Annotated in this window: 7 protein-coding genes; 4 read left to right on the top strand and 3 right to left on the bottom strand. The window is 63.5% G+C overall.

Features of this window, described 5'->3' with window-relative positions; translation table 11 throughout:
* Nucleotides 1-2,393, bottom strand: a 2,393-nt coding sequence (locus tag ACFTS5_RS33430; protein ID WP_378639171.1) for a beta-ketoacyl synthase N-terminal-like domain-containing protein, incomplete at its 3' end; no start/stop codon positions are given.
* Between the two features lie 307 nt (nt 2,394-2,700).
* Here ACFTS5_RS33430 and ACFTS5_RS33425 point away from each other — a divergent pair.
* The 3 genes from ACFTS5_RS33425 to ACFTS5_RS33415 all read left to right on the top strand — a co-directional run bounded on the left by ACFTS5_RS33425 (nt 2,701) and on the right by ACFTS5_RS33415 (nt 5,910).
* Entirely contained in the window at nt 2,701-3,633 is a 933-nt protein-coding gene (locus ACFTS5_RS33425; protein ID WP_378639169.1) for a hypothetical protein, read from the top strand.
* 37 nt (nt 3,634-3,670) lie between these two features.
* Nucleotides 3,671-4,477 (top strand): class I SAM-dependent methyltransferase, encoded by an 807-nt coding sequence (locus ACFTS5_RS33420; RefSeq protein ID WP_378639167.1) that lies wholly within the window; start codon nt 3,671-3,673, stop codon nt 4,475-4,477.
* A gap of 86 nt (nt 4,478-4,563) precedes the next feature.
* Complete coding sequence (locus tag ACFTS5_RS33415; RefSeq protein ID WP_378639164.1) at nt 4,564-5,910, top strand: hypothetical protein; 1,347 nt, start codon at nt 4,564-4,566, stop codon at nt 5,908-5,910.
* A gap of 62 nt (nt 5,911-5,972) precedes the next feature.
* Here the strand turns inward: ACFTS5_RS33415 and ACFTS5_RS33410 are convergent, their stop codons facing one another.
* Complete coding sequence (locus ACFTS5_RS33410) at nt 5,973-9,452, bottom strand: indolepyruvate ferredoxin oxidoreductase family protein (protein ID WP_378639162.1); 3,480 nt, start codon at nt 9,450-9,452, stop codon at nt 5,973-5,975.
* Between the two features lie 195 nt (nt 9,453-9,647).
* Here ACFTS5_RS33410 and ACFTS5_RS33405 point away from each other — a divergent pair, with 195 nt between their 5' ends.
* Complete coding sequence (locus tag ACFTS5_RS33405; protein WP_378639159.1) at nt 9,648-10,139, top strand: VOC family protein; 492 nt, start codon at nt 9,648-9,650, stop codon at nt 10,137-10,139.
* A 161-nt stretch (nt 10,140-10,300) separates the two neighbouring features.
* Here the strand turns inward: ACFTS5_RS33405 and ACFTS5_RS33400 are convergent, their stop codons facing one another.
* The gene (locus ACFTS5_RS33400; RefSeq protein ID WP_378639156.1) at nt 10,301-20,314 is read right to left on the bottom strand and encodes a type I polyketide synthase; all 10,014 of its coding nucleotides are present in this window, start codon (nt 20,312-20,314) and stop codon (nt 10,301-10,303) included.
* Nucleotides 20,315-20,343: the final 29 nt, after the last annotated feature.

The following is a 20,343-nucleotide window of genomic DNA, read 5'->3' as shown; positions in this document are numbered from 1 at the left end:
CGCCGCGCATCCGACAAACGCTCCACCAACACCAAACCAACACCCTCACCCCAACCAGTCCCATCAGCACCAGCCGAAAACGACTTACACCGACCATCAGCCGCCAGCCCTCCCTGCCGGGAGAACTCGAGCATCACCGCCGGAGTGGCCATAACTGTGGCCCCACCCGCCACGGCCAGTGAGCATTCACCACGACGGAGGGATTGCACGGCCAGGTGCAAGGCCGTCAGGGACGACGAACACGCCGTATCCACTGTCAGCGCCGGCCCCTCGAGGCCATAGGTGTAGGCGAGTCGGCCGGAAGCGACGCTCATCAAGGTTCCGGTGAGCAGATGGCCTGCGGTCTGCTCCGATTGGTTCATCATGTCGCCGCCGTAGTCCCGGCCCGCCAGACCGATGAACACACCGGTCCGGCTGCCCCGCAACGAATCCGGAGCGATACCGGCCCGCTCGAACAACTCCCACGACGACTCCAGCAACAACCGCTGCTGCGGATCCATCGCCAACGCCTCACGCGGCGAAATACCGAAAAGGCCTGCGTCGAAATCCGCGGCGTCGTAGAGGAACCCACCCTGCGTCGTTCGGGCTTCGCGCAGCTGCGACGGATTCCAGCCTCGATCGGGCGGGAATGCCGCGATGACGTCCTTGCCCTGTTCCACCAACTGCCACAGCGCTTCCGGTGATGTGACACCGCCCGGCAACTGGCAGCTCATCGCGACGATCGCGATCGGGTCGTCGGGGTCGCCCGCCTCCGATTCGATGATCGACTCGGCGATGGCGGCGGCACCGCTCGCCGCATCGACGATGTGCTGCGCCAGCGCCGTAGGCGTCGCGTAGTCGAAGACCACTGTCGCGGAAAGGGCCGAGCCGGTCACGGCATTGATCCGGTCACGCAGTCGAACCGCGGTGAGGGAGTCGACCCCGAGCTCGCTGAAAGAGCTTTCCGGGTCGTCGACCTCGCGACCGAGCACTGCGGCACACTCGGCACGGATCAGGTCGACGATCTCTCGCACACTTCCGATCTCGCCACGGTCCACGGGCGCCCCGGAGATGAGCGCCGCACCATCTGCCCGCGATGTCTCCATCAGGTCCGGCACCAGGATTCGACGCGCACCCGATCCCGCGAAGTGGCGTGTCCAGTCCACCCGGACGCCTTCGACATAGGCGCGAGCAACCGCGGAGAGGAAGGTGTCCAGCTGCCCGCCGTCCCGGCGCAGGGTCCCCAGCGCGACAGCATCGGTCCCCTTCGCCTCGAAGATGCCGTGCATAGCGGTCGCGAGCGCGGGCCGCGGACTCGGCTCCAGGAAGTGGCGATAGCCGTAGCCGAGCATGTTGTGCACGGCCTCGTCGAACCGGACGACATCGCGCAGGTTGCGACTCCAGTAGTCGCCGCCCAGCCGCTCGGTATCGAACACATCGCCGATCACCGTCGAGCAGAAGGGAACACGCGACACCCGCGGGCGAATCGGCTCCAGCGACTTCATCAGCGAGTCCCGAACGACACTCAGCCGCGAGGTGTGCGCCGCGACCCCCAAGGGCACCACCTGAGACCGGATACCCTCGTGCTCGAGCTCGGCGCGCACCGCGATGACGGCGTCCGGATCACCGGAAATCACCGTGGCGTGCGGGCCATTGAAGCCAACCACCTCCACCCGGCCGGGAGCCCGATCGAGATAGGGACCGATCTCGGCGACCGGCAACGCGACGTTCAGCATCGCGCCCTGACCGACGAAGGCCGCCACTTCGAGGCTGAAGTGCGCCACCGTCCGCATGCTGTCGGGCAGCGACAGACCACCCGACGCGTATGCCGCGGGAATCTCGCCCAGGCTGTAGCCGAGCACGGCATCCGGCTCGACCCCCGCATCGCGCCACAGTGCGGTGAGCCCGGCCGACATCGCGAACGAAACCGGCTGAATCACGTCCTGACGCTCCAGCGGTGGCGCGCCCGGTACCCCCCTGAGCACATCCAGGATCGACCAGCCGACAATGGGCGTCAGCGCCTCGTCACACGCACGGACCTCCGCTTCGAAGACCGGCGACGACTCGAGCAGCGCCGCGGCCATTCCCGGCCATTCCGCCCCGATACCCGGGTAGACGAAGACGACTCCGCCACCGTGGCGGGCCTGGCCGATCGCGGTTCCCGGGAGCGGTCGCCCCTGCGCGATCCCCTCGAGCTCACTCAGCAACTGCGCTCGGCTCGTCACGACCATCGCGGCCCGGAACTCGTCCTGCGGATCGGTACCGGCCAGTGAGTAGGCGACGTCTCGGAGCTCATGCCCCGGGTGCTCCGACAAGAACTCGCGGATATTCGTCGCGCGGCGGCTCAGAGCATTTCGATCGAAACCGGAAAGCACGAAAATCAGAGGAGACGTCAGAGAATCCACAGAATGCATTGTCATCGGCTTGAAGGCTCCCGCCATAGGGTGTCGGCGGCCGGCCCAGGGCCGCATTCCATCCACTGTGAGACGCAGATCGGATGGACATCTTCTTTTTCAGTCGCAATAAGACTAGAAGGATTTCCCCCTAGTTCGACACCCCTGTCACACCCCTATTCACATACCAGTTGACCGCTTAACTCGCAGTCTTGGTTGACAACGCTCGAAGCCGGTACCAATACTTACATCGAGTTGCCCCGTTTCAAAATACTTGAAACTACACCAATAGCTTGGGATTGACTGCTCGAGACCCTGGAAGAGGACTATGAAAACCGCACTCGACACGGACGGGTTCGTTCACATCGAGAAATTTCTCGACGATCGGGAAATTGCAGATCTACTGCGATTCGCCGAGGAAGTAGGACATGGCGCGGGCGCTGGATACTTCGGCAAGCGCCTGGTGACGGCGATCGAGGATCCTTCGCAGATCCCGGCCGTAGTGCAGGAGAAGTTGCACAAACTTCAGCTCGACTTGTTCGGCACCGACATGATCCTCACCCACAGTGGAATCTTCTCGGTCGATCCCGAGGACCCGGAGCACTCGGTAAACTTTCCTTTTCATCAGGAACACGGATCATTCTACGATTTCGGCCAGCATCTGCGGTACACGAACCTGTACCTCGTCCTCGACAAGGAGGACATCTCCCATTCGAATGTTACCGTCGTCCCGTTCTCGAAACTGAAAAGTTCCGATCCCGAACTGTCCGATATCGCAGTCGGTTCCGGCGCTGCTCGATACACCGGTAAGACCCGCGTCGACGACAATGCCGGCGGCTCGCACACCTTCCGAGTGGACATCGACTCGATCGCGCATACCCCCCTGCTGGCTCCCGGCGATCTCCTCGTCCTCCGTGGTGACATCATCCACCGGACACAGAACCAGAAGATAAAGCGGACGTCGATCTCGATCCGCTCCGTCGCAGCCGATGTCGTGGCCTATCGCGAGACATTCGACAACTCCTGCGGAATGAAGCTGGCATTCATGCTGAGCGACTGCGACTACTACGGCGAACGCGACTATATCTTCGAAACCCACGGCACAGCTCACATGTCGGCGCGCCAACTCCAGGAGGCGCGGAGCGATATCCGCCGGGCAACCGAGGCCGGGAACAAGCCGGCAGGCCTAGAAGCGCACGTCGCATCGTTCTCGGCCAGATTGCGAGAACTCCAGAAGAATCTGCAATCCAGCGCGCAGTGAAATTCTTTAACAGCCAGATTCGCGACAAAGAGGGAACATGACACAAGGAAAGCTCACCGCCGAGGAAATCGCTCGGATGCCGCGTGGCGGACCGGACGCATCGTGGATCAATCGTCGGCTACAAACGCAACGGCCAGAAATAACCGACCGATACGACATCTCCGATGAACTCAAGCAGAAGGTGATCGGGACCCTCGACCGCTTCGGTGAACGCTTCGGCCTTCACACGCTCAACGCGCAGATGGTGCTGGACCAGGTCTCGGACCTGGACAACCCGAGGATCCTGGAGCTCGGCGCGGGACATGGCGGAGTCTCCGCCGAGATACTGAAACTTCACCCCACTGCCGAAGTGACCGTGAGCGATCTCGATCCGGCATCGGTGTCGAACATCGCCGCAAGCCCCCTGGGCCAACACCCCCGCTGCACGGTGAAACTGATCGATGCCACCAAGATCGATGAGCCGGAGAACAGTTTCGACCTCGTAGTGTTCGCCGTGTCCATGCACCATCTTCCGCCCCAAGACGCTGTTCAGGTTATCGCCGACGCAACTCGGGTAGGCAAGAAGTTTCTGGTGATCGACCTGGAACGCCCTTCGACTCTCGGCATCTTGCTCGCTCCACTGATGTTCATCCCCACCTCGATCGCAGTAATGATGGTGTCACCGCCGTCAGCGGTGCCACCGTTCCTCCACGACTCCCTCATCGGCACACTGCGCGCCTACAGCCGCTCAGCCTTCAAGGCCCTCGGCATTGCCGCCGATCCAGAGATGGTCGTCGAGTTCGCACCCGGTACGCGCTCCCTGCCATGGATCCCGGTCGTGTTCTCCAGGCCGACCGGGTCGTAGAACCTGACTAAGAACCCTTGCCATCCACGGGAATCGAATCTGTCTGCGGCGCATTCCCCGCATGGCCCCGAACAAGAAGATCACCTATGACCGAAAATATTGACATCAGACCGTTGGCGCCGAGCGAAAGATACTTCGCGCACGTCGAGTACTTTGCAGGGTACGTGGTTCGCTTATCCGGGCAATTGGATCTCGACGTCTTAGCCAAGGCATACAGAGCATTGCTACACAACTATCCGATTCTGGGCGCACGAATAGAAGTTACCGCGTCCGGATATTCGTTCGCGACGTCCGGAACCCTTCCGGAGGTCTCGGTCATCGACGGCGATCCAGAACGGCTGGCCGGTGAGACAACGTTGGATCAAAGTACGTCATTGAGTGGGCTAGCGGTGGTGCGCGGAAAGGAGACCGCGAGCACCACCTTGTTCGTACATCACAGCATCGCCGACGGCCAGCACGGGCTGGCGGTATTCGACGAGTTGTGGTCATACTACACCGAAATCACCGCGGGGAGGCAGGTTGCGGAACAGGTGCGCGCGTACCCGCTACCCGTCGAAGATCTTCTGATTGCCCGCGGCGTCAAGAAACTTGCGCTACCAACATTCGCTGACGCACCTACCCCCGAAGCCACGAGCTTGTCGAGCCCCGCCGGCGTGAGTACCGATACCGCGGCCATACCGGCATTGAATCTGCTTGCGAGGCAACCTGATCCACTGCTCGGTGACGATTTCACAGGTCTGGGGACGACACGCATCCGGTTGTCCAAGGAACAAACGGCCGCGCTCACCACACTGTGCCACGACGAGCAGGTAACTATCAACGGCGTGATCGGCGGAGCAATTCTGCTGGCCCACGCTGAAACTCGTGGAATGAGGCTGACCGAGCTGCTGTACTGCTACCCGGTCGATCTGCGCACCAAGGTAGCTCCGCCCATCGACGTGACCGAAGGCACCAATGTCATCGGCTCAGGCTTCTACCAACCCACCGAATACAACGCAGGGGTACTCGAACTGGCCCGCGAGATCTGCGCGACGCTGGACGCCGGGCTCGCGGCAGGAATCGTTCAACAGGGACCGCTGCAATTCGCCGAAATACCTGGCGGTAGTGACAATTTCCTCATGCCGCCCGGGATGGTCTTCGGCACCAACGTGGGACGCGTACCACCGATGCGCACACCGCTGGGCCTGCAGATTACCGACTTCTATATCACCCATATCAGCAACGCTGACCGGGTCAAAAAGAGACGGCTGGAAGCACTCGGTGACGGTGCGGTCGTCTTCCATACCTACGATGATCAGTTGAGTATCGAGGCGGCCGATAGCCCCGCTATCGTCAGCAGAATCGCCGGCACGCTACACGCTGTCATCCGTATTTCGGAATCGAAATGGGGCCGCGCCGACGAGCTGCCGTCAGCTGTTGCCCTGCACTACTGAACACCCGTTCGCTGAGGCCTCACTCACTCCGAGTGAGGCCTCTTGCCTGCCCGCGACATCCCTCACACGAGAAACGGCCCCAGGGTGGGCGTCTCGATGTGCAACGCACGCAGCACCCGGCGATACTCCTCGGCACTACGCATTTTGACCGCCTCGTAGCCGCGCACGACATCAGCCGCCTGCGCCGCGGCGACCGCGACCGTGTAGGTTTCCGGGGCCAATCCCTCAGCGGCCTCCCGAATCATCTGCTCGTATTGCGCGAGCAGGGCACGCTCGAACCGCCGGACACGGGCATAGCCGAAGGGATCGAAAGGCGTTCCTCGCAAGACCTTTCCCCGCGCGAGAAGCCGCAAGGTCGGGTGCGACCGAGGACGCAGTCCCAGCTTCTTCGTCATACCGAGCGAACGCAGCATCGGTGGATGCAATCGATAGGTGAGTTCGGTGGAATCCGGGAAGTCGGCTCGGACCGCCCGAAGGAAGGCCGGGTCAGTGAGAAGCCGAGCGACCTCGTACTCGTCCTTGTATGCAGACAGCTTGAACAGACCGCGCGCGGCGCTTTCGCTGAACTCGGTACGCAGGCCCAGTTTTCGCTCGGCATTCCACACATGTTGGACCACTGAGAGGTAGCGAACGGCGGCCTTCTCGTTGTGGAACGCGATGAGCTCGGCCGCGTGACCTTCGACCAGTGTGCGAACCGAGCCGTCGATGGATATCGATCCCAGCAAGTGGTGTGGTATCGGCAGTGCGCTACGCGCCGGTGGTGTCAGACGCTGCGCCACCGCCTCTTCGAAAGCCTCGGGACACATCACCGCGGCGCGGCCCCAGCGGAAAGCCGCTCGATTGATCTCGATCGCAACCCCGTTGGCCTCGATCGCGGCCTCGATCGCTTGCTCCGAAATCGGAATCGCTCCGAACTGATATGCGGCACCGACCAACAGGAAGTTGGCGGGTTCGACGGCTCCGAACAAGGCCATGGACGCAGCCAAGGCGTCGATGTCGAACGCTCGTGCCGACGTGGACTCGAGTCGTTCGAGCAGTTCCACCGTCGGTGGATAGGCAACGGAGGAGTCGCGAATCATCGCGGCGGTCGGAGTCGCACTGATCGAAGAGACTGTCACCGTCCGTTCCCGATCGGCGTACACAGCGTTTTTGCCCTCAGCCGCGGTCAGTAGGTCGAAAGCCAGCAGGCAATCCGCCGCCGCGGGATTGATTCTGTTGGTGGACGACGCTTTTCCTGCACCGAGGCGAAGGTGCGAGGTAACCGGTCCAGCCTTCTGACTGAGCCCGATCTGATCCAGACCCGACACCCGGAACCCGTCGGCGTGCGCGGCGACACCGAGAACCTGATTCACGGTGACGATTCCTGTTCCGCCGATCCCGGCCAGAAACAGGTTGAATTCACCGTCGACCGGTGGCAACCGCGGAGTGGACAACGCCGGTGGCACGGGAACCGGAGACGTCGTCGAGCGCTCCGGCAACTCCACTGTGACGAACGACGGACAGTCGCCGTCGAGGCAGGTGTAATCGGTATTGCAGCTGGACTGATCGATGCGGGTTTTTCGGCCGAAGGCCGTGTCCACCGGGTGCACCGACAGGCAGTTGCTCTTGATCCCACAGTCGCCACACCCCTCGCAGACAGCCTCATTGATCAGCACCCGGGTCCGGCGTTGAGGTGCGAGCCCACGCTTGCGCTGACGACGCGCCTCCGCGGCGCACTCCTGGTCGTAGATCAGGACGGTGACGCCCTTGATATCGCGCAGCAACCGCTGCGCTTCATCGAGCCGATCGCGATGCCACACCGCTGTGCCGACCGCCGGCTGATCGGTCTCGAAGCGACCAGGATCATCGGAGCACACAATAATCCTGGAAACCCCTTCCGCCGCGAGCTTTCGGGTCAGGTCCGGAATGCCCACCGCAGCTTCGGCGGCCTGCGCGCCTGTCATGGCAACTGCCGAGTTGTACAGGATCTTGTAGGTGATATCGACTCCGGCAGCAACGCATGCCTGTACGGCAAGCTGCCCCGAATGGAAGTAGGTCCCATCGCCGATGTTCTGGAAGATGTGCCCGGTATCGGTGAAGGGCGCCTGCCCAATCCACTGCGCGCCTTCCCCGCCCATTTGAGTCATCGAAACGACCTGGGACTCTGGTCGCGAGGACATCGTCACCAAGGTATGGCACCCGATACCGCCGCCGGCCAGCGAACCCGCCGGCACGACCGTCGACCGGTTGTGTGGGCATCCCGAACAAAACGCCGCCGTACGGCTAGTAGGCAGCACCGTCAGGTCCAACCGGGCAGGCCGGGGGGCGCGGACCTGGACGTGCGGGGCAAGAACTCGATGGAGCGGCTCGGTCAGCCGCTCAGCGGTGAGTTGCCCGTCAGCTGGAATCAGGTTCCGACCATCCGCGCCTTGCTTGCCGATAACTTCGGGCGCCTCGGCGCGGCCGTACAAGCCACGCACTACCTGAAGCTCGACGAATGCGGTCTTCTCCTCTATCACTAGGACCGTTCGCACCCCACGTGCGAGCCGGCGTACCTTGTCGTGACCGAGCGGGTACGGCATTCCGATGCGCAGGATTCGCACCCCGGCCCGTTCGAGGTCGTCTCGGTCGAGTCCCAGATTGCCGAGCGCCTCACAAACACTGTCGTACGCGGTACCGACGGCGACGATGCCGAGCCAAGCGTCAGAGGGGTCCACCTCCATGCAATCGATATCGTTGGCCGCGTTGAAGGCTTCGACCATCGCCCACCGTGGCCCGTGCAGGTCCGCCTCCGCGAGCAAACTGTCCGGCGGGGCCGCGCATATCCGCTGACGGTAGGTCCAGGGTGAACCCTGCCATTCGATCCGAGGGACGGCGATGTCGAAGGTGGCGAAGTCGCGATCCAGGGTCCACAAGCCATCGGCCACGTCGGCGACGATCTTCATCGACGACAGGCAGCCAGAGGCTCGCGAGAGCGCCACCCCGTACAGCCCGAACGCGACAATCTCCTCCGCATTGCGTGGGAAGAAGACCGGCATCCCGAGAGCGGCCAGAGCCCGCTCGCTGGCAGCGGGCACACTCGAGGACTTCGCGGCGGGATCATCACCGACCAGCACCAAGACTCCGCCGGTCGGATGCGCACCGTACAGGGCAGCATGGCGCATCGCATCGCCGGCCCTGTCCAGGCCGGGTCCCTTGCCATACCAGACACCGACAACACCGTCGTGAGTGCGTGACCCGCTCGGCAATTCGATCTGACTGCCCCATACCGATGTGGCGGCGAGCTCTTCGTTGACACCGGGCACCAGATGCAGATCGTGCTCGGTGGACAGTTCGCGCATACCGGCGAGCAGGCGGTCCAGACCCGCCAGCGGACTACCTGGATACCCGGATACGAAGGTCGCGACTCTCTGCCCGGCACGGTTGTCTCGTTCGTGCTGTTCGACCAATTGACGGACGATTGCTTGAGTTCCCGTGATTACGCTCGCTCCGGAATTCGTTGTGTAACGTCCGGCCAAATCGATCGACGTCGAAGAAGTCTGAGCGTTGTCGAGATTGAGCATCTGGTGACCTCTGAATCATCGCGGACATCAGGCATGGTTCGAAGGGCTAAAAATTCCTTCGCGGATTTACCCGCAGCCAACGCTATTAGAAATTCCCCCTATCCGAACACCCCTGCGATACCCCTAAATTATTCGGATAGAACTGTCTCGCAACGCGGTTGACAATCCCGCCACGGCCCGTAAAGACTAGCGCATATGACGAACAACATCGGTCGAGTAATCTCTTTCGAAATCGGCAGTAAGAATCTCGTGAAGACCCAGGAGTTCTACGAAAAGGCTTTCGGGTGGACGTTTACGGATGGATTCGATGGGCCCGGCAAGCCCTATGGTTTCGCCAACACCCCGGCCGGCAGCGCCATGCCGTTCGGCACATCCTGGGACACTGAACTGACTCCGGAGGGCGTCGATGTTCCCGACGAGTATCTCGCAATCATCCTCCAGGTAGACGATCTGAAGGTGGCCTGCCGCCTGGTCGAAGAAGCCGGCGGCACGATCACGGTGCCCCCTACGACCAACGAGGACAACACCGCCGATATCGCCCACATTCGCGATCCGCGAGGGGTACTCGTCGGGCTGTACTGCCAGAACATGTCTCCTGACTCACAGCCCAACCCCAATCCGGTCCCGGCCGAGCTCCTCGACCAGAAGCCACTGCCGGACGCACTGCTCGAGCACCGGGGCGACTGAACCGACAACGGCGAATGCACCCTCCCACGAATTCGCGGGAGGGTGCATTCGCCGTTTGCGCCAACCGTTGTACCCAGCCCTCCGGCTGGACCACAGTTCCGCATTGTGAACTGTCGTCCAGCCGGGGGTCGCCGCGTCGCCGCTCGATCCGACCAGCTCCGCTACATCCCTTCGCTTCGGATCCAATTCTCGATTGCGGTGGCGGTGTCGATCGAATACTCCTCAGTCATGCTGAAATGATCGCCCGGCACTGTGGCCAATTCGTGTTCCAGTGACCATACTGCCGAGACTCCGGTGTCTGCATCAGCATCGGCAGCCGCCACAAACAACGTTGGGCAGGTGATTTCGCGCCGTTCCCAATTCGCCAGCAGTCGGTAGTATCCAGACATCGCCGTCAAACGGATGTCGTCCATCTTGCCAACTTTGTTCTCCTGGTCGTAGAGGTGGCGTAGCACACCCGGCTGAACGAGGAGTGTTTCCTTACTTCCGATCTCGAAGGTATCCAGCAGAACTACGCCCTCCGCTCGGGCTCCACGCTTCTCGAGACCGACCTCGACGCCATGGGCGATTGTTCCTCCGGCCGAACGACCCACCAGAACGAACGGTCGTCCATCCGCGACGTGAAGCACGGCGTCGACCACTGTATCGACGAGAACCTCCCAGGTCGCCGGGAGTCGCTCGCCGGGATGAAATCCGGACAGTGGCAACACCCAGAACTCGCGTTGGTCCTGGAAGTGCTTTGCAATGCGGGAGAATTCGTACGGCCCCGACAACGGACTCGTGGCAGGAATGCCGATCAACACGGGTTCCTGGGTACCCGAAGCCAGTTTCAGCGGTTCCCTGGTCATGCTCATCTCTATGGCGGTGGTGAAGGTCGGACGAAGCAGCGCCGCCGCCATAGCCATTTCATTGGCCTCCACATAACGGTGCGCACCACAGGCGTCGCGGTAGAGGGAGGTGATGCTGAGCATCGACGAATCCACGGACGACGGTTGTTCACCGTCGGTGAGCATCGTCTGCAATTGCTCGGCAAGCGATGTCACCGTGGGGTAATCGAATGCCAACGAGGACCGCAGATCCAAGCCGAGTATCTGGCTGAGCCGGTTACGCAGGTCGATAGCTGTCAGGGAATCGAAGCCGAGCTCCAGGAAGAGACGTCCTGGATCGACCGCGTCGCTGTTCTGATGCCCGAGTACGGTGGCGACCGTTGTGCGAACCGCTGCGGTGAGCTGCTCCAGCTGCTCGGATACCGACAGGCGGGCCAGTCCTGCTGTCCAGTCGGAGGCGCTGGGTCCGGCGACCTCTTGCTGCGCGAGCAACGACTCACGCACCGCGGGAATTTCGGCGATCAGTCGGCTGGGACGTGCGATCGTGAAGGTCTGGGCGAACCAAGCCCAGTCGACATCGGCCACGGTGACCAGAGTGTCGTCACCGACAACCGCGGCCGCCAACGCGTACACCGCCGCCTCGGGCATCATATGCCGCAACCCGCGGCGGCCGAGCATCATCTCGGCGGCGCCCTCGGCCATACCTCCGCCTCCCCACAGACCCCACGCGATCGAAGTCGCAGGCAGGCCGCAAGCCCTGCGCTCCAACGCCAGTCCGTCCAGATACGCGTTCCCCAGCGCGTAAGCAGCACTGCCTGCGCTACCCCACGACGCGGCGCCTGAGGAGAACAACACGAACGCGTCCAGTTCACAGTCGCGAGTCAGCCTGTCCAAGTTGCGCGCACCGGCCACCTTGGCCGCGTTGGAGACCGCGATCTGCTCGACGGTGGTCTCGGCGAGCCTGCCGGAGGACACGACACCGGCGGTGTGCACCACCGCCCGCAACGGGTGTTCGGCGGGAATCTGATCGAACACAGCCGCCAAAGCCGCTGGATCGGAGACGTCGCAGGCAGCGAACGTCACTTCCGCGCCCAGGTCCCGCAACTCGGTCGTGAGCTCGGATGCTGTCTGCGCCTCACCGCCGGTCCGGCTGACCAGGAGGATGTGGCCCGCTCCATGGGTTGCTGCCCACCGGGCCACATGCCCGCCGAGCGCACCGGTTCCTCCGGTGATCAGAACCGTGCCTCGGGGAGCCCACCGCCGCCGATCCGGAGCACTCGGCACCAAGCGGCGACCGAATACCTGTTCACCCCGAACCGAGACCTGATCTTCACCGTGGTCACCCGACACGACCCCTGCCACCGATGCGACGACGTTCGCATCGACAGTCGCGGGCAGATCGATCACGCCGCCCCACGTTCGGGGTTGTTCCAGTGCCACCACTCTTCCGAGTCCCCACAACTGGGCGTGCGCGGCGGTCGGCACCGGATCATCACCACCGGCGACGACGGCACCGTAGGTCAGCCACCACTGGCGCGCATCGAGATCGAGATCCGCCAAGGCCTGAGTCAGATACAGGTTCGCCGAAACCGACGCCGAAACGTCTGGGTGCGATGGATCGAAGGCGCGGGTGAGCGCCAACAGCGACAATACTCCGTGCACCGACCGGTCGAATCCGAGTACGCCCCGAATCTTTTCGGCAAGGGAGAGCTGGTCGTCGTCGGACGATACCGCCACGAGAGCGCAATCAGCCGGCCGGAAAGCCTCCAGGATCGTCGCGACGAGGGGAAGCCGGTCATGCTCACTCGGCAGCACCAGCAGCCATCGGCCTTCCAAAGAACCTGTCGTGATCTCGAACGGCCGCCAGGCATCGATGTGGCGCCATGCATCTCCGATCGCCATAGTATGAGCACGATTACGCCATTGTGGTAGCGCGGCGACAACACCGCTCGGGCCCGATGCGGGGTCGACACCGACAAGGTCGGCAAGGGATTCCAGATCTCCGCTCTCCACCAGTCGCCAGAATTCCGACTCCGGAGAATCAGGCTGCTGCGGTGTCGACTCGGTATCCCCGGCGGCACTGAATTCCAACCAGTAGCGTTGCCGCTGAAAGGCATACGTCGGTAGCTCGACCCGCTGACGAGGCGAGTCGGAGCCGAAGACCGCACACCGGTCGACGTTCAAACCGTGCACCCATGCCTGCCCGAGCGATTGGAGCAATCGCCGCTGCCCGCCATCACCTCGCCGCAACGTGCCGATTACTGCGGCAGTCCGGTCACCGGCATCGGCAACCTGTTCTATCGCGGGGACGAGTACCGGATGCGAACTCACCTCGACAAAGAACCGATAATTCCCACCCAGCAACGACTCCACCGCACCAGCGAAACCCACCGGCCGACGCAAATTCTCGAACCAATACCCCCCATCCAACTCCGACCCATCCAACAACTCACCCCGCACAGTCGAGAACAACGGCACCCGACCCACCCGCGGCACCACCCCGGCCAACACCCCCGCCAACTCCACCGCAACCGAATCCACCTGCACCGAATGCGACGCATAATCCACATCCACCCGACGCACACGAACACCCCGACGCTCACACTCGGCAACCACCTCCTCCAACACCGCGACCTCACCCGAAACCACCGACGACTCAGGACCATTCATCGCCGCGACAGAAACCCGATCCCCCCACCCCGCAATCAATTCCTCCACCCGGCCGACAGACAAAGCCACCGACACCATCCCACCCCGACCGGACAACGCCGACGCAATCACCCGACTACGCCCCACCACCACCCGCACCGCATCCACCAACGACAACGCACCCGACACACACGCCGCCGCGATCTCACCCTGCGAATGCCCCACCACCACATCCGGCACCACACCGAACGACTCCCACACCGCCGCCAACGACACCATCACCGCGAAACTGACCGGCTGCACAACATCCACCCGATCAAGCGAATCACCATCGCCGACAACAACATCCAACAGCGACCAACCCGTCAACGGATCCATCACCGCCGCACACTCAGCCATCCGAGCAGCGAAAACCTCGCTACTCGACAACAATTCGCGCCCCATCCCTACCCACTGGGCACCCTGCCCCGGAAACACGAACACCGTCCGGCCCTCGATCGTATCCCCGGACTCCACGCCCACCGCGGGATCTCCGACCGACAGCGCCGCCAGCCCGGATATGAACTCGCTCCGGTCGGCCGCCACCACCAGCGCGCGGCTTCCCAGGGCAGCCCGCGAATGCACCAGCGCTGACGCGATATCCGCCGGTTCGGCACTCGGATCGGCCTCGACATACGCCTGCAATTGTTGTGCCTGGGCTCGTAGCCCGGCGGCACTTCGAGCCGACAGCGCCCACGCGAAAGCATGATCGACAGGGCGTACCTGCGACTGCGGCGCGGACGGCTCGTTCTGAGCCTGTTCAAGAATCATGTGCGCGTTCGTGCCGCTGATCCCGAACGACGACACACCCGCCCGTCGGGCGCGATCGAGCTCAGGCCACGGACGGGAATCGGTCAGCAGTTCCATCGTGCCCGAAGACCAATCCACCTGCGGTGTAGGTGAATCGACGTGCAATGTCGGAGGGATCGCCCCCCGGCGCATTGCCTCGACCATCTTGATCACACCAGCCACACCCGCCGCCGCCATCGTGTGCCCGATGTTCGACTTGATCGACCCCAGCCACAAGGGCTGGTCCGCCGAGCGCTCTCGGCCGTAGGTCGCCAGCAGAGCTTGCGCCTCGATCGGATCACCCAATGTCGTGCCTGTGCCGTGCGCCTCCACTACATCGACGTCAGCCGCCGTCAAACGCGAACTCGCCAGCGCCTGACGGATGACCCGCTGCTGGGACGGCCCGTTCGGAGCCGAGAAACCGTTGGAGGCACCATCCTGGTTCACTGCACTACCACGGACCACAGCCAAGACCTGGTGCCCGTTACGGCGAGCATGAGAGAGGCGCTCGAACAGCACCAGGCCGACGCCCTCCCCGAAACCGATGCCATCCGCCGACGCCGAGAACGCCTTACACCGGCCACTGCTCGCCAGACCGCCCTGACGCTTGAACTCGCCGAAAGCGCTCGGAGTGGACATGACGGTCACTCCGCCGGCGATCGCCATCGTGCACTCGTCCCTGCGCACCGATTCGACCGCGAGATGCAGGGCAACCAAAGATGACGAGCATGCGGTATCCACCGTAATCGCGGGCCCTTCAAGGCCCAGCTCGTAGGAGACTCGCCCGGACAAAGCGCTCGCCGCACTGCCGGTGACGATATATCCCTCGGTGTCGGCCCCAGCGAATACAGCCTTGATGGAGTGGTCCTGCGATGTCCCGCCGACGAACACCCCGGTCCTACTGCCATGCATCGACAGCGGATCAATCCCAGCCCGCTCGAACAACTCCCAGGATGACTCCAGCAGGATCCGCTGTTGCGGATCCATTGCCAGTGCCTCTCGTGGCGAGATGCCGAACAGGTCGGCATCGAAATCAGCAGCGTCGTACAGAAATCCGCCTTGCCGAAGGTAGGAGGCACCAGGGTGCTCCGGATCCGCGTGGTATTCGGTGTCGACACCCCACCCGCGATCGGTGGGGAATCCGGAGATGGCGTCCACGCCATCCATAGCCAGCTGCCACAGCTCGGCCGGTGATGCGACACCGCCCGGGTAGCGGCAGGCCATCGCCACGATAACAACCGGATCATCGTCGACCGGAATCGACGGCGCAGCTGATTCCGGCATTTGCACCGGATCGATTCCAAAGGCCTCGGCGATCAGATACAGGGCCAGATCACGGGTGGTCGGGTAGTCGAAAACCATGGTGGACGGCAGCTTCATCCCGGTCGACTCGACCAGACGATTTCGCAGTTCGACCGCTGTGAGGGAATTGAAACCGAGTTCTTGGAAAGCACGATCCGGATCAACCGCGTCAGCGCCAGCGTGACCGAGGACTATGGCAACCTCGGTTCGCACCTGCTCCAGGACAAAGCCGATTCGGTCCCGCTCGGTCATGGACGAAAGCCGCTCTCGCAATATCGAATCGGCACCGGCAGACGTACGAGTCGGCTCCTGTTCTACCAGGATTCGCGCAACGTCGGGAACCGTTGTGAGCAACGGACTTCGGCGCGCTACGGTAAAAAGCGGGAAGAAGTTGGCCCAGTCGATATCCGCGATCAGCAGGAAGGTCTCGTCGCGGTCCAGGGCGATATGCATGCCGGCCAGTGCCCGATCGGGATCCATCGGGGGCATGCCATGCCGCGTCTGCCGCTCGCCGAACACCATCCCTTCGACGAGATTGCTGCTGTCCCACATGTTCGGCGTGCCCCATACGCCCCAAGCGATACACAGGGCAACGCGACCGCGAGCGCGCTGTTGTTGTGCCAGGGCGTGGAGGTGTGCGTTCGCCGCACCATAGGCACCGTGCGCCCCGCTACCCCAGACACCCGCGATCGAAGAGAAGAGCACGAAAGCATCGAGGTCGATGCCTTCGGTGAGTTCGTTCAGATGAATCGCGCCCTGCACCTTGGCACGCATCATGGCCTCGAATTCGTCGACCGTCGTGCCGGGTAGGGTCGCGATCTCCAGCGACGCGGCAGCGTGGATCACAGTCCGAAGCGGAGCCTCGTCCGCATGTGCCAGGGCGACCAGGGCAGCCACGGCGTCGCGGTCGGCGATATCGCAGGCCACGATCTCGACCTCCGCACCGAGCGAACGCAGTTCGGCGGCCAGTTCGTCGGTACCTGCGGCCGCAACTCCGCGCCGACTCGCGAGCACCACCCGCTGCGCGCCGCGTTCGATGACCCACCTTGCGGTAATAGCGCCGATCGAGCCGGTACCGCCGGTGATCAACGCTGTACCGCTGGTCTGCCAGGTCGGAGCGGCCACATCCGAATTGGCCCGAGCCGGCACAATTCGCCGTGCCAGAACGCCGTTTTCGCGAATCGCGACCTGATCCTCACCATGGGACCCGCTCAGCACGGCTACGAATTCCTCGAGCGCCCGATCGTCGAGGGTCGTAGGCAGATCCACCAGGCCGCCCCAGCGCTGCGCATGCTCCAGCCCGACAACCGGTCCCAGGCCCCACAATTCGGACTGCCGCGGATCTGGAGCTGCGACAGCCACCGCGCCGCGAGTCACCAACCACAGTGGTGCGCCGACCCCCGCATCGCCCAATGCCTGAACCAGTGCAAGTGTTGTGGTCGTAGTGTTTCCGAAGCTGACCACACCGTCGATGCCGCTGAATTCCGCCAGCACAGTCGCCAGTTCGGTGCGGTCTTCGGTGCAGATCTCGCGCACCTGTGCGTCGCCGAGTGTCCGCGCCACGGCGAGCACGTCGGCGTCACCCACCAGGTCAGCCGGAACGAGAACAAGCCAGGAGCGCGACGCTCCACCCGTGACCTGGATCGACTGCCAATCAACGGCATATCTCCAGGAGTCCACGGTCGCGCAATCGTGCCGGTGACGCCGCCAGGTGGCCAGGCCGGGAAGAATTGCGGTCGCCGCCTCTGTGTCGACGCCCAGACCGCTGGCCAGTGCCGTGACATCGCCACGTTCGACCACCTCCCAGAACTCCGCATCGAAAGCGGGCTCCGACGAAGGCTTTACTGCCGCGGTCTGTTCAAGCCAATACCGCTGGCGCGCAAACGCGTAGGTGGGCAATTCGACCCGGCCCGCACCGGCGTAGAACGGACTCCAGTCGACCGCTGCGCCGTGGGCGAACGCCGTCGCCAGCGCGGTGGTCATGCGGTCGAATCCGCCGGAGTCACGGCGCAGCGTTCCGAGTGCGATCGCGGGCAGGTCGGCCGCCTCGATCGCCTCCTGAATCGCGGGGACGAGTACCGGATGCGAACTCACCTCGACAAAGAACCGATAATTCCCACCCAGCAACGACTCCACCGCACCAGCGAAACCCACCGGCCGACGCAAATTCTCGAACCAATACCCCCCATCCAACTCCGACCCATCCAACAACTCACCCCGCACAGTCGAGAACAACGGCACCCGACCCACCCGCGGCACCACCCCGGCCAACACCCCCGCCAACTCCACCGCAACCGAATCCACCTGCACCGAATGCGACGCATAATCCACATCCACCCGACGCACACGAACACCCCGACGCTCACACTCGGCAACCACCTCCTCCAACACCGCGACCTCACCCGAAACCACCGACGACTCAGGACCATTCATCGCCGCGACAGAAACCCGATCCCCCCACCCCGCAATCAATTCCTCCACCCGGCCGACAGACAAAGCCACCGACACCATCCCACCCCGACCGGACAACGCCGACGCAATCACCCGACTACGCCCCACCACCACCCGCACCGCATCCACCAACGACAACGCACCCGACACACACGCCGCCGCGATCTCACCCTGCGAATGCCCCACCACCACATCCGGCACCACACCGAACGACTCCCACACCGCCGCCAACGACACCATCACCGCGAAACTGACCGGCTGCACAACATCCACCCGATCAAGCGAATCACCATCGCCGACAACAACATCCAACAGCGACCAACCCGTCAACGGATCCATCACCGCCGCACACTCAGCCATCCGAGCAGCGAAAACCTCGCTACTCGACAACAATTCGCGCCCCATCCCTACCCACTGGGCACCCTGCCCCGGAAACACGAACACCACACGACCCGGGCGCGCCACCCCACCGATCACATTCGGCGCACTCTCCCCGTTCGCCACCGCCAGCAGCCCGGCCTGTGGGTTCGTCGTGGAGCCGGCGACGACGACCGCCCGATGCGGCAGCAGCGCACGTGTCGACATCAGTGAGCCGGCCACGTCCGCGAGATCGACATCGGGACGATCCGCCAGCAACGCCGAGAGCCTGCCTGCCTGTGCCGCCAAGGCCTGGCGAGAACGCGCGGACACCACGATCGGCAGCACGACCGGAGGTTCGCCGGCGCGCTCGATCGGTACCTCCTCGAGCACCGGTGATTGTTCGAGTACGAGGTGCACATTGGTGCCGGACGCACCGAAAGAGGACACCGCGGCGCGGCGCGGACGGTCCACCGTCGGCCACGGCCGCAATTCGGTCACCAACTCGACCCCGCCCGAGGACCAGTCCACCTTCGGCGTCGGTTCGTCCACGTGCAACGTGGCGGGCACCTGCCCGCGGCGCAGTGCCTCCACCATCTTGATCACGCCTGCCACACCCGCGGCCGCCATCGTGTGACCGATGTTCGATTTGATCGACCCCAACAGCAGCGGGCGATCTTCCGGGCGACCCGGACCATAGGTCGCCAGCAGGGCCTGTGCCTCGATCGGATCACCCAGCACCGTTCCGGTGCCGTGCGCCTCCACGACATCCACATCGGCGGCGCTCAATCGGGTGTTGTCCAACGCCTCACGGATAACCCGCTGCTGCGACGGGCCGTTCGGCGCGGTCAGGCCATTCGAGGCACCGTCTTGGTTGACCGCACTGCCGCGCAGGATCGCCAGCACCGGGTGGCCGTTTCGACGTGCGTCCGAGAGTCGCTCCACCAGAACAAGACTCACGCCTTCACCCCACGCGGTGCCGTCCGCAGCGGCCGCGAAAGACTTGCAGCGGCCGCTGGAGGACAGCGCGTCTTGAGTCGAGAACTCGGCGAACACGCTCGGTGTCGACATCACGGCGACACCGCCTGCGATAGCCAGCGAACATTCGCCACTGTTCAGCGCGCGTGCCGCCAGGTGCAAGGCCACCAACGACGACGAGCACGCGGTGTCGATCGTGATCGCCGGCCCCTCCAGCCCGAGCGTGTACGACACCCGGCCCGACAGCACACTGCCTGCGCTACCGGTCAGCAGATATCCCTCGGTGTCGGCACCGCCGAAAGCCGCCTTCACCGCGTGATCATGCGATGTCCCGCCCACGAACACGCCGGTCCGGCTACCTCTCACCGACAACGGATCGATACCTGCGCGCTCGAGCACCTCCCAGGAAGCCTCGAGGAGCAATCGCTGCTGTGGGTCCATCGCCAGAGCTTCTCGTGGTGAAATCCCGAACAGCTCCGCGTCGAAATCCGCGGCGTCGTAGACGAATCCACCCATGATGGGGGCCGCCGCGCGTTCACCACCCGCCCCATCGCGGCCCCAGCCCCGATGAACGGGTGGTTCACCGATCGCGTCGACGCCCGAGGACACCAGTTCCCACAGCGCCTCGGGTGAATCCGCGCCGCCCGGCAGCCGGCAGCTCATCGAGACGATAGCCACAGGCTCGTCCGATCCCGACTCGACTTCCTGCAGCCGCTTGCGAGTAGCTCGCAGATCAGCCGTAACGCGCTTGAGGTACTGACGGAGCTTGTCCTCGTTACCCACAGCAGAGACCTTTCCCATTTGTTCGACCA

Origin of the sequence: Nocardia sp. NPDC056952 (genome assembly GCF_042674185.1) — a bacterium.
Taxonomy (GTDB): Bacteria; Actinomycetota; Actinomycetes; order Mycobacteriales; family Mycobacteriaceae; genus Nocardia.
This window is presented reverse-complemented; position numbering and strand designations above follow the sequence as displayed.